Raw genomic sequence first — 13127 nt, forward strand, 5'->3', positions numbered from 1 at the left:
ATTGATCTGATCACCAAACGTCATGAATGTTCCTATCTTTTTTATCTTATTGATATCGCAATATTATTTGTGGGGATACCTCAGGGTCAGAGTACATTTATTTCTATTCAGTCTCTGGGGTGGCGTTTGATGTGCTCTCTAGGTGCAGGCTAATCGCTTCAGACAGCCCGGAATAACGCTTATCCACCCGTTGAACCATGTGGCTAAATGTAGCGTTGTCAGAAATGATTAAGCAGCCGTCTATGGCACGGGTTAACCCTGTGTACACTAGGCCTCGATGAAATAAGTTGGCGGCTTTTTCGCTATCAGGCTTAGGTAAAATAAGTACAACATGGTTAAACTCAGAGCCTTGAGATTTATGTATTGTCATGGCATACACAGTTTCAAACTGCGGTACTCTTGATAGCGATATGCTGCGCAACGCTTGTTTTTGCGCTAGCGTCTTGTCAGCACTGTCTCCCGCATTTGCCGAAGCTTTCTGACTTGAACCGTTTTGACCCGAAGCTTGGCTATCCTGGTAAAACCACGCATATAGCTTTCCTTTGCTGTCAGGCCAGATTACACCAACCTCACCGTTTGATAGTCGTTGAGGATGATGATTCTTTACAATCATAATGGGCTGACCTTGATAGAAATGGCCTTCCCGCTTTCTGATTTTGTGCTTGATAGCATCGAACACCAAATTATTCAGGCCTTCTACGCCCATTCCGCCCTTGCGGACTGGGGTTAGCCACCTAACCACATTCAGGCGATTAAGCGCTTCTTCGGCACTGCCAGCGTCAAAAATAGGCAAGAAGCTTTCTTTGGCCAACTGTTGTAAATCACGGCCGCTAACCTGGAGTTCTGGCCATAGATGAACGCCGGATTGTAGTCGCGATGCCGTATTTGAACCAAGACCCGCACTTTCGTCATTGGCATCAGCCTGGTCATTAATTGCAGTAAGTGCGCCGCTTGCATCACCTCGCTGTATGGCCGTTGCAACTTTTGCCACCTGCCCCTTGAAGCGCTGCGGTGCTTGCAGAGTTGCTACATAGCTTTTTGCCTGCTCATCAACCGGTAACAAGGGCAAATGCGGGCACAGCGTAGCGATGTGCTGACGCATTAACGATGGCACGCCACCTAAAGAAAACGCGTCGTCATGACTGTTTAAACTAAGTGAGCTATGTGCGCTGTTTGTGCCATTTGGCACATTCGCGTTGTCATCAAAACATGCTGGCGCGGTACTAACTAGCTGCTCTAACACGTTGCCAAGCTCAACCGCAGGAAGCTGATCTGCATCACCGATAAAATAGAGCCGTGCATGGTCTGGTAACGCTCGTACTATACGTGTCATTAGCGCTAAGTCGACCATACTTGCTTCATCGACAATAAGTACATCTGCTGCCAATTGGTTGTGCTGATTGAACTTAGTCGATACACCGTGCTCGCGCAATCCTAGTAATCTATGTAGCGTCACAGCGTCGGTAGGCACGTTGTTAAGCACTGTGTCGTCCAACTTGCCGCGAAGCCCGTCTATGCTGTTCATAATAGATTCGGTCATACGCTGTTGCGCTTTACCTGTAGGCGCTGCCAGCACAATTTTTAAGTTTTCATCGCAAGCCTGTAGCGCCAGTAATAAGCGCAATACAGTATAGGTTTTACCTGTTCCTGGCCCACCGTTTATAACGCAAAAGCGCTGCATCAGGCTTTTCGCCACCGCAATTTGCTGCCAGTCTTGCTGATCGGTTGTTTCGGTAGGAAATATTGCGGGCCAAAGTTGCTTTACTTTTTCGCTTGCCTCATCACTTAACGGCGTAAGCGCAGCTCGTTTTACAACATTGCGCGCTACTTCTTGTTCAAATTCATAGTAGCGACGGCTGTACAGCTTGCCGTTGCTATAGACAAATAGTTGAGCCACCTGCTCGTTAACCAGTGCGCTTTTTACAATTCTAAGTAACGGTGTTAGTTGTGGCACGTCAACACCTGCTTTGGGCGCTTTTTCCTGCTCGGTTTGTTCAACCAGCGTCAGTGAAGCAGCGGCCGCCCCGTTACTGCTATGCTCATTTGTTTCGGCCGCCAAGGCTGCCTCTTGTTCTGCGACTACCTCTTTAAAAAGCGTCGTACCCGCTATGTCTTTAAGATAGATACAGCTGTGGCCATTGCGCTGCATATACGACAAGTATGCTAAGATCCCAGCCCAAATAAACTGTTCTTCTTGCTCCAATTCATCAATAAAGCCAAATTCTTTTGCGACAAATTTGTCGATTGCCTCGATGCCAAACAAGTTATCAAAAAATGACGGTACAGAGTGTTGATTGCTTTTCATTATTTTCCTTTGCTTTAGCCTCTATGATGTTGACTACTCGTCATCGAAACTAAACTGCTGCTGACCCGAAGACGTTTGTTCCAAAGGCTGGTGAGAGCTGCCTGCATTCGAAGAACTATTGCCTTGCTGGGCATCGTCTTTGCTCGCAAATATCCCGTCTAATCGATTGAGTACAGACGATGGAACATCAGTATAAAATACCCCTTCCCCGCGCTCGTTTTCTGGGTGCATACCGCGTAGATACAAGTAATACACACCACCAAAATGCATATCTGGGTCGTAGTTAAGCAGCGTATTCTTTAAATAGCGATGTAGCGCCAAGCAGTAAATTAAGTACTGAAGGTCGTAAAGGTGATGCTGGTTGTTATGAAACAGCGCTGTTGGCGTGTAGCTATCTAGAGTATCGCCAAGCCAGGTTGACTTGTAGTCTGCCACATAAAACTGACCGTCATGCTCAAAAATCAAGTCAATAAACCCGTGCATCATTCCCTGTAATTTTGCAGTAATTAGTTGTGGCGCTGTTTCCACTTCACCACCAATAACGTCAGCCACGTTTTTTCGATGAGTCGCGAGTACTTCACGAAGCTGAGTCCATTGCGTGTCGTTCATTGGAAAATAGAATTCGGCTTCGCGCAGGGTTTGCGCTAAGGGCAAATCACTCATACTTAGCTGCATATTGGGATACAGAGGCGTCTGTAGCGCTTCTTCTAACCATTCATAGAGTAGCGGCGTTCGCTTTTCATCTAACCCGAAGCGGTTAACCAGTTCCTTACCCGTTTCTTCCCAATCGGGCGCACTAAAGTCACTGTGCTCTAGAATATCGTGAAGTAAATTGCCTGCGCTCGCACCTTTCTCTAGGGTAAAACGCAGATCATTTTTACTTACCGTACTTTCAACAGCTGCCGAGGAATTGATGTCTGCATCAATTGTGACCATCTCACCCATAAGGGGGTCGCTTGCATACACTTCCTCATCTCGAATGGTTTGAAGTACGGGCACACTAGGAAGGGTTTGACCTAAGGGCTCTGTTGATGCGCCGGGCTCTGCCGCTGTGCCTGTTTCAACGCTTTGGTTAGCACCAACCGTGGTTAAACGGCTCATTGCTGAGAATGAATACAGTCGCCATTCTTCGCTTGCCGTGCCGGTAAATTGCAACGCGGTAAGCTGAGGTAACTCATCTTCTTGCTCAAAGCCAGTATACACTTCCTCAAACTCATCACCGTCGATATGGCAGGCATGGGACGCTTCTTCTTCAGCAACACGGTTTAACACACTTGACCAATCGTTGTTGCTGCCATCGCCACCTACACCAAGTGCTCGTGCTAACGCGCTTCTTTCATTGTTAGTCAGCGGTACAACGCCCATGTAACAGCGATGGGCAGCTCGTGTTACCGCCACATAGGCCAGTCGCATGTCTTCCGCTTCACTCTCACTTTGAACGCGAGCTATCGCCTGTGGCGTCTGCCCAAGCTGCATTTGCAAATCTTGTTTTTCTTCGTCGTAATAAGTAAGTATTTGCGACGTAGTGTTGCCGTTTTTAGCGGCGTCTCTGTAGCCGGTGGCAAAAGGAACAAACACGATGGGGTACTCTAGCCCTTTCGAGCCGTGTTGAGTAATAAGTCGAATAAGTTGGCTGTCACTTTCAAGGCGCAAAGTAAGCTCTTCATCGCTTTCAGGCTTATGAATTTGCTTATTCAACCAGTCGAGTAGCTGCTCTGGGCGCTGGTGAGTAGTGCTCGCTTTTTCCAGCACTTCGGCCAAATGCTGATAGTTAGTAAGGGCGCGTTCCACGCTGTCAGCATGAGGTTGATAGCTGTCTTGCATTAAATACAGCAGCACACTCATGCACCCTTTTTGCAGCCACATATCCCGCAGCGACAATACCTTGTCGATAGCAGCATCCCACTGCGCGTCATCTTCATGGTATAGCAATTCAATAAGTGTTTGTGCGCTATACCCCCAAAGCGGTGACGCCAAGCTCGACGCTACTTTACTGGTGTCGTTAGCATGCCAAATACCGTTAAGTAACCGCAGTACATCTTTGGCTTCGGCACTGGCAAATAAGTTACTGCGATCGCTTAAATAAACGCACGCCAAGCCTTTTTGCTGCAGTACACTTTTGATAGCGCCAGCTTCGGTCCTGTCTTTCACCAAGATAGCGATATCCTGAGGCTTAACCGGCGCGGTGCCACCATTGGCGGTTTGAAAGTGCGCTTCGTTCAATAAGCGGTAAATCTCTTGCGCAATCCACTGAGCCATTTTGCGACGCATAATGTGGGCGTTTTCTTTGTCGTCCAAACACATGCTAACGTAGTTCATTGCGCTGCGTTTCGTTACAGCACTTTTCATTACACCGCTCTTCATTACACTATCTTGTTCGGCAGGATCGATAAGTGGCGTTTTTGCCGCGGCCGCTTTAGGCGTAAATTCGACTGGGTTGTATTTGATATCAAAACCAAACACATCGGCAGGTCTATTTGATGCCACAGGCGCGCCATAAAATAACCGATTATAGGCTTTAACCATTCCCTCAACCGAGCGCCAGTTGGTATTCATCACCCAGCGGTAATCTGCCTGCCTACCCGCTTTTAAATAGGTAAAAATATCGCCACCGCGAAAGCGATAAATCGCCTGCTTGGGGTCACCTATCATTAATAACGCACTTTCGTTAGCATTCTCAGGATTAGGATAAACTGCGTCTAAAATCGCGTACTGCTTTGCATCGGTATCTTGAAATTCGTCGATAAGCGCTACGGGAAATTTTTTGCGAAGCTCAGGCACTAGGGTATTGTTCGGCTTCACCACTTCGTCGGCGAGCATGCGAATAAGATCGTCGAAGTCGATAACGCCAAGCTGCTTTTTCTGCTTTTCAACGCGGGATTTGATGAACGCAATGGCTTCAACCACCAGCTTGAATACAGGCACCTTACCAAGCGCTTTGTCTTTCTCGCCAAATGCTTTTTTAAGCGCCCCTGCAAAGTCTTTTATAGGCGCTAAAATCTCTTTTACGCCAGATGAATTTCGCGCATATCGGTTACCTTTAACAAAAGCCTCCGCTTCCGGTGGAGGAAGATGATAACTTTGTTCATCCACACAAGAACGCAACCAAGCTTTAAGTGCAGCCAACTCCTGCGGCCGCTCTTTTTTATGGGCCGGTGTTTTGATGAGCTGTTCTACCAATAGCCCTTCATTGTCTTCTACGCTTTGAAGTAGAGACTTCACGTAGGCTAAAGACGTGTACGGCGCTTCATCTAGCTGCTTTTTACACGCCGCCTCAATATTCTCTTCACTAAGCAATATTGGGGTCAGAGTACTTTTAATGCTGGCGTTAAACTCTCGCAGCAGTTTTTCTGGTGTATGCCAGCCTGACTCTGCCAGTAGCCTAAACTCGTCCTCACTTTTGCTAATTTTTCGAATGAAGTCTTCGGCAGCTTCAAGGTACAAGTCGCTGGTGTCATTGCCCAAGTTAAGCGACATGGCAAAGCCGCTGTTAAATGCTAATTGGGTAATAACATGCTGACAAAAGCCGTGAATAGTAAACACCGAGGCTTCATCAAGCTCTAGCTGCGCCGCTTTTAAAAGTGCCAAACTCTCGTCAATATCACAGCTATTAAATAAATACTGATAAACCGGGTCACAGCCACTGTCTATTTCATTGCCGTTATCTTTGGCTTGCTGCCAAATAAGTAGAGCTTCTCTTAATGTTGCCGCAATACGCCCCTTTATTTCTTCGGTCGCGGCTTTGGTGAAAGTCATCACCAATATTTCTTTGACGGTGAGCTTTTTTTCAAGCAATAGACGCAGATACAAGCGCGTAATATTAAAGGTTTTACCTGTACCAGCGCTGGCCTCAATAAGGTGGCGCCCTTTTAACGGCATAGCGACGACATCGAGTAATTGCGCTTCAGTGCCGCTGTGGTCGTCGGTTTGCGGCTGAGATTGTTCGTCTATAGGGTTATCAGAGGATGTAGGGTTGTAACTCATAGCTTCTCCTCCTGAGACGCATTGTTGACCATGGCGAGCAGCACAAAAGCACTTAAATGCGGTATATCATTCCAACTCACGCCCTGAGGAAACAGCCAATGTAAGTAAGGGTTGCTTGCCATATCGGCGCTGAACTGCCCGCTACTTTGTTGCCAGTCGGCTAATGCTCGCTGTAATTCTATCGTGTCAAAAAGTGCAGCGGCTTGGTCCACCGCCTGTTTTGCTTTTTCGTGTTTTTCACTTGTCGTTTCGCTAGCTACAGCGTTGTCTTTATCAGTGAACGGGCACATCTCGTCAATTGCATGTTGAACTTGGCTAAGTATCGCTTTGTCGGTTTCACTAGTCCCGTCCGCACTCTCTAGTAGCGCATGCAGAATGTCGGTAAACATCTCAGGCTTTATGCTTTCCACTACAGGCTTAGTGTCTGAATTTCTGGTCCCGGGCATAAAAGTACCGAACAAACTTAAATGAACTGGTGTCGGCGCCGTGTACACTGCCATATAAAGCTGTTCAATAAACAAAAGTAAACGCACAGCAGTTTCGCGATCGTAAGCGGAGAAACGCTGCTTTTTCAAAATGGTTTCGCCCTTTTCCCAAGCACAGGAATAGATATCCAGCGGATAGTTGCTGTAGCTGGTTTCTTCATCGCTGCTTGAAAAAACTAATTGTGAGATGAAGAAACCCAAAGCGCGATGTGCGTCAATCTTGCCTGCACAAAGCTCGACTAGCGCGTCACTGCCTAATAAAGCCGATGAAGTAAAGGTGATGTATTTGCCTTGAAAGTGCGCTTTTTTAGGCTCCGCGTCGTGAGGACCCATGGCCTGACTCAATGCCAACGCCCCTTCTTTCCACATTTCAACTTCATCTCTGGCAACGGGGTTATTGGGAATATCCCCTCTAAGCGACGCAAACGTGATCACTTTTTCACTATAGGAAAGAGAGGTGACATCATCTTTCTCTGGCGCAAGGCGCTCTGCAGACGAAAAGATAGCATCGAGCACCTGGTAGCGCAGCAGCGCATTGGTTTCAAACGGCTCGCTATTTTCAAGTAGCGTAAACGATTGAGACAGATTCACGCCCAGCCGTTGGACAGAAAAATACTCCAGTGGATCTTTGAAAGCTCTCGCAACTTGAATACCTGATAGACGAAGCGATTGCGTTGATAGTGCATCAGGTGATGGCGCTAACGTTGACGTATCCGCATCATTGGTAGAGTCATTGTCTGCTTCGTCGGTATTTAATTTCGTTTTTTGTAACGCGTCAGCTAACCGTAACCACCCTGTTTCGTAGCTCGGCAAGGTTCCCGTAAAGCCTTCTTCACTAAACGGGTGTAGCGGCGCATTAACGCTGTACTTTGATAACTCCAGTGCGTAGCTGTTTTCTAGCATATCCATGAACTCAGCCAATACCAGACTGGGTTGTCGCTCACTATTATTAGTAACGTCGTTTCCTTGGTAGCTTAAATATAAGCTCTCTCTGGTGGAAATAATGGCTTCGAGGAATAAATATCTGTCCTCCAAACGTCTTGAGCGGTCACCGATTTGGCGGCCAGCACCTGCCATTAAATCGAGGCCAAGTGGGCTTGATTTTCTGGGGAATTCACTGTCGTTCAGGCCCAAAATGCACACTTTTTTAAACGGTATGCTTCGCATGGGCAGCATTGAACACACCGTAACCTGACCGGTCATAAAGTGGTTACCAGCATCTGGCGACGAGAATCGATTGAGTAGCAGGTCGCGAACCTGACGAAGGGTGAGTTCGTGTTCATAACCTGCCTCTTCGCATCGTGCAGCAAGATCGGCAGCAACTTTGGCAATAAGATCCCAACTTTGCTGCTGCTCTTTTATCGGCATAAAACACGCATCTCTAAGCGATATTAAGGCTTTAGACCACTGCGCGGCCGTCCTTGGGGCTGTTAATACTTGGGCAAACTCACCCAACAGCGCCACAACGTCAATAAGCTTGCCTAGCGTAAGCGCACTTTGTCCTTCAACGTCGGGAATAGTAAGTAAGTCACTAACAATGACTTCACTATCTGGTGCCAGCATGCCCATAAGTAAACGGCGTATTCCCCACCACCAGCTGTAAGTGTCGTCTAGATCAACGCCTTCTGAAACGGCCGTTTTATGGGCGCTATTAAGACCCCAATGAATATGAGCTTGTTTTAGCCATACCACCATTTGCTCGATATCATCTTGTGACACTGAGAAACGCTTTTGCACTGAATCTAACTGCAAATAATCCATAATATCCGACACACCAAAACGGCTATCGGGCAGTTGTAGCAGCGCCATAAATGCCGCAATCAACGGCTCTGCATCCATTGGGCTTCTATCTGCAATGGTACACGGAAGCCTAACCTGTCCCCTGCCAACCAAAGCCTTTGTGCCTACTCTGTGAAATGCAGCATCAACAAATGGCGCGTAGTTTTCGATGGCGGGGCACATCACCAGAATATCAGATGGGGTGCGCGCTTTATCTTGAGATAACCAGTGTAACAAGTGGTCGTGCAATACCTGCACTTCGCGAAGTGCGGAATGGGTGCACATGATAGTAACGCTATCGTCTTTTTCTCTTAAATCATGAGTAAGTGGCTTAGGTTGAGCGGCTTGCAATATATCGTTGTGAATATATTCGAGTAGACCATAACGGTGAACGTTCTCACCACTGTTAGAAGGCTCTTCAAAATCTGGTGAATCAAACGCACTTATCTCAAAGGTATCGAGCTCGGTGAGTAAGTTGAATAGCTCTCTGCCCTGCTTACCTAAGTTGCCAAGCAGCGGGTTTGACTGATCTTCTTCCATCCATTTTTTAAGGCCTTCTAAGCGCAATAGCTTCGCCTGTTCACTACTGCTTTTCGCTTCACCCCAATAATTAACGCTAGGATTTAAGTGAAATATATGAATATCGATGTGCTGCGCGAGAGCGTCAAAAAACGCGATCAGCTGCGGGGCCATAGTGTTAATGGCAAACACTATCACCCGAGTTGGCAACTTGTTCGTTGGCTCGCTTGGTAAATGACCAGCTTCTAACGCATCGAGCGTCATTTGATGCAAACGTGCAGGATGCAGCGGTTGCTCTTTGACCAATATGCGCCAAATTTCGCTTTGCCATATCTCCATGTCATCAAATACAGCGCGTTCGTTAGCTTCCCATTTAAATAACCAGTCTGGGCGGTACAACAAGTATTGCTCGTACACGTCGGCCAGAGCGGTAGCTAGCTGAAGGCGCTGTAACCCCTGCTCTTGTTCACTTCCCGCATTTTGCCAATACCGGTTAACTTGCTCGAAAGCTTCTGTGCTCATTAGCGAGCTGTCTTGGAGAATATTGTCGATACGCCATGTCAGTACTTCACGACGATATGGAGATTGCTTGGGTACTTTGTCCTGTCCAAGTACTGTACGTGCTGTATTCCACATAAAGCGTACTGGTAAAGGGTAATCAATATTCATTGCCACGCCGTGTTCTTTGGCAAGCTGCATACTGACCCAGTGCTGCATTCCCGGGCTTTCAACCAAGATGGTTTCTGGCGTAAATACGCCCATGGGCTGCTGACGTAAAAGCGTGGTGAGAAGAAAACTTAAGTGTTCTAATTTATTAGAGGGATATAGCGCAAGCAATCGAAAAATCCTTTGTAGAACGTGCTTTTAGATACTGTGCAAAGACTGTACAGGTATCCTCGACCTTATAATTTAGTGTATCGCATTGGGCTCAGTAGTTAAGTTATTTCTCCTAAATTTAGATGAGCAATTGTCTTATGATAATAAAACAAATATCTGGGGGGGCATGGCGAAAACAATATCCGGAGAGTTCTTAGCGAAGTAATAGAGAGATCTGGCGCAGTAAATGAGTACAAAGAAGCGTGTGTGGGCGATTTTCAGACAAAAAAAACCCACACAGACCTCAGGACACGAAAAATCTGTATGGGTAAGGTTTACGGTCTACTCAGTAACAACGTGAATAAGCGTTGCCTGGCACTCATTCACGTTAGCGCTACTGAGCAGCACTGTTAACGCTTTATGTTTAGCAGGTTGAATGCCAACTTTTTAATCATTAAGTATCAACAACTTACACGAAACGAGAAAACATGACCAATAAGTCATAGTTTTACCATGGTGCAAGTGCACCACAAGCAAGCAGACATTAAAGAAAGCGCTTTACTCTCGCTGCCGCAAATTTAGCAGTTTCTCCCGAAGCGTCATTCAAGTACAATTTCGCCTTTACGAAACGCAACACAATTTCACGGTCAGGAGCAACAATGTTAACCGCGCAACAACTCGCCACTATGCTTTCTCTTCAGGATAAAATGAACGCCAAAGTAAACCCAGACTGGCTAAATGCTGGTTACGGATACTTACGTGCAGCAATGGTAGAGTCAGTTGAAGCGATTGAGCATCACGGCTGGAAATGGTGGAAAGCACAGCAAAAAGACTTGCCACAGCTTCAGATGGAATTGGTGGATATCTGGCACTTTGCACTAAGTGCCTGCATTATTGAATATAAAGGCGATATCGCTGAATCTGCAAAAAGTATTGCTTCTGAATTAGCAAGTGGCAAAACGCTAGTAACCTTCGATGGAAAGGACTACGACGCGTCAAATCTGACGCTTCTTGATAATTTAGAGCTCATGACGGGCCTTTGCGCCGCCAAACGCTTTAGCGTGCCACTATTCATGTTCATCGTAAGCCAGTGTGAAATGTCAGCTGACGAGCTGTATCGTCAGTACGTAGGTAAAAATGTGCTCAATTTTTTCCGCCAAGATAACGGCTATAAAGAAGGCACTTACGTAAAAGTGTGGGAAGGTCGTGAAGACAACGAGCACCTGGTAGAAGTAATGGATGCCCTAGATTTAACGAAGCCAGAGTTTAGCGACTTAGTATATGAAGGGTTACGCTCTCGCTACCCTTCTTAAAGCGACCATTGCGTTTCGTTTGACGCGATTTAGCGTCGCTGTAGTGCTTATAGCCCAACACAGTTTTAACGCTTATTGCCCCTCCTTCTAATAAAAAAAGCTCTGTCATGGACAGAGCTTTTTCAATTAGTGCCAAAGCAAAAGACTCAACGAGGATTTTACGCGTCAACCCAAACTAATTTGTCGCGATAGCTACCTTGGATAATATCAACAAAGCGGTCTTCTAAAACATGACGCTTTACTTTGAGCGTCGGAGTCAGCAAGTCGTTTTCGATGCTCCATTCGTTTTTCATAATGATAACGCGATCCATAACTTGATGGCTTTCCAGTTTTGCGTTGATAGCTTCGAATGTTTTCTTAAGGCTTGCTTCAATGCCCGCTTTGTCTTTTTTCTGCGCTTCTTCACTAAGCACTAGCAAAGCCACAGGTTGAGGCAAATTAGTCCCCGTTACACACACTTGCTCAACAATAGGGTTTTCCATGAATTTTGCTTCAATCGGCGCTGGCGTAACATACTTACCCTTCGCGGTTTTAAAGATGTCTTTTAAACGACCAGTAATTTTAACGTAGCCATCAGCATCAATGACCCCTTTATCGCCAGTGCGCAGATAACCATCCTCAGTAAAGACTTCAGCCGTTTTTTGTGGTTCCAAGTAGTATTCCAGCATGTTGCACGGCGACTTAACTTGAATCTCACCTTCTTCTGACGTGCGAATGTCTACGCCGTCGTATGGCTTGCCGATACAGCCGATTTTATCATGACGGAAAGGTACACTGCCGGTGCCATAGGCACTGTTTTCGGTCATTCCCCATCCCTCAGAAATGTAGATACCAATTTTCGCGAACCATTCAATGACTGCTGGTGCAAGTGGCGCCGAACCACTTGCCCACAAACGTGCGTTATTAATGCCCAAGCCATCGCGAATTTTCTTCGCAACAATTTTGTTCAAAATTGGAATTTTAAGCAGCGTATCCAGTTTCTTCTGCGGCATTTTCGCTAACACGCCCATCTGGAACTTTGTCCATAAACGCGGTACCGAAATAAATAGCGTTGGCTGACAGTGACCTACATCCCGTTGGAAGGTAGTTAAATCTTCTACAAAGTGAATTTTGCCACCACTGTAGTAGCTTGAAAGCTCGACCAGTACACGCTCTGTAATATGCGCAAGAGGTAAGTAGCTCATTGTGCGATCGTTTTGGTTAATACCCAATTGATCGAGTGAGCGACGCGCTGCCCAACAAGCCGTATTGTAACTGTGCACCACCCCTTTAGGCTGACCGGTACTGCCAGACGTATAAATGATCGTCATCAAATCATCCATATCAGGTACAGGCGAGTCTGTTATGGGCGCGATATCCATAAATTCTTTCCACTGCTGTTTAGTAGCAATGTTTGGGTAAGGAAATGCAACCGTTAAATATTCTGAAGGAATAGAGGCAACTTGTTCTGCAGTATTATCTAGTTTTCCAACGAACAATAGCTGTACGTCAGCATGTTTCAATACATACTGGACCGTGTCTGGACCGGCTGTTGAGAAAATAGGTACCGACACGTGACCTGCCATCATAATGCCCAGATCAGCGATAAACCACTCAGCACAGTTTTTTGAAAAGATACCTATACGGCTGCCTTGCGGGAAATCGAATTCACGTAAACGTGCTGCCACTTTTCTGGCTTGTTCGGCGACTTGCTTCCATGTGTAGTCGTGGTATTCACCGTTAATAGGCTGCGTAAGAAATACGTCGTTCCCACGGCTCTGTTCCCAGTGGTACAACATACTTAATGGCGATGTTATTACTTCCGTGGTATTTGCGTTTGCTGTCATGTCTAGCGGCATAAGTCACTCATATGTTGTTATAATGTAGCTCATTTTTACAATGATTTCACAGACTTCTAATAAGCCCTATTTTTTATTGAAAAACAAG

The 13127-nt window shown here is 46.3% G+C and carries 5 protein-coding genes; 1 reads left to right on the forward strand and 4 read right to left on the reverse strand.

Annotation, left to right across the window (positions count from 1 at the left end):
• Positions 1-103: 103 nt before the first annotated feature.
• The 3 genes from recD to recC are packed head-to-tail and all read right to left on the reverse strand — an operon-like array spanning position 104 to position 9909.
• A complete protein-coding gene (gene recD, locus MHN09_RS14695; protein WP_239241217.1) occupies positions 104-2305 on the reverse strand; it encodes an exodeoxyribonuclease V subunit alpha in 2202 nt (733 codons plus the stop codon).
• Positions 2306-2338: 33 nt separating this feature from the next.
• Complete coding sequence (gene recB, locus MHN09_RS14700) at positions 2339-6289, reverse strand: exodeoxyribonuclease V subunit beta (RefSeq protein WP_239241218.1); 3951 nt, start codon at positions 6287-6289, stop codon at positions 2339-2341.
• A complete protein-coding gene (recC, locus tag MHN09_RS14705; protein WP_239241220.1) occupies positions 6286-9909 on the reverse strand; it encodes an exodeoxyribonuclease V subunit gamma in 3624 nt (1207 codons plus the stop codon). The genes recB and recC overlap by 4 nt, the downstream gene beginning before the upstream one ends.
• A gap of 638 nt (positions 9910-10547) precedes the next feature.
• Here recC and MHN09_RS14710 point away from each other — a divergent pair.
• Positions 10548-11201 carry a dUTP diphosphatase gene (locus MHN09_RS14710; RefSeq protein ID WP_239241222.1) on the forward strand — a complete coding sequence of 218 codons (654 nt, stop codon included), beginning with the start codon at positions 10548-10550 and terminating at the stop codon, positions 11199-11201.
• 158 nt (positions 11202-11359) lie between these two features.
• On the opposite strand, the gene MHN09_RS14715 is transcribed toward MHN09_RS14710, so the two are convergent.
• Positions 11360-13039: an AMP-binding protein gene (locus MHN09_RS14715; protein WP_049587639.1), complete on the reverse strand. Its 1680-nt coding sequence runs from the start codon at positions 13037-13039 to the stop codon at positions 11360-11362.
• Positions 13040-13127: the final 88 nt, after the last annotated feature.

This window comes from Alteromonas sp. MmMcT2-5 (assembly GCF_022348315.1).
GTDB lineage: Bacteria > Pseudomonadota > Gammaproteobacteria > Enterobacterales > Alteromonadaceae > Alteromonas > Alteromonas macleodii.

Bases quoted from the DNA above. Each gene is read 5' to 3' on its own strand.
- recD (WP_239241217.1), bottom strand. From the start codon at position 2,305: ATGAAAAGCAATCAACACTCTGTACCGTCATTTTTTGATAACTTGTTT.
- recB (WP_239241218.1), bottom strand. From the start codon at position 6,289: ATGAGTTACAACCCTACATCCTCTGATAACCCTATAGACGAACAATCT.
- MHN09_RS14715 (WP_049587639.1), bottom strand. From the start codon at position 13,039: ATGCCGCTAGACATGACAGCAAACGCAAATACCACGGAAGTAATAACA.
- MHN09_RS14710 (WP_239241222.1), top strand. From the start codon at position 10,548: ATGTTAACCGCGCAACAACTCGCCACTATGCTTTCTCTTCAGGATAAA.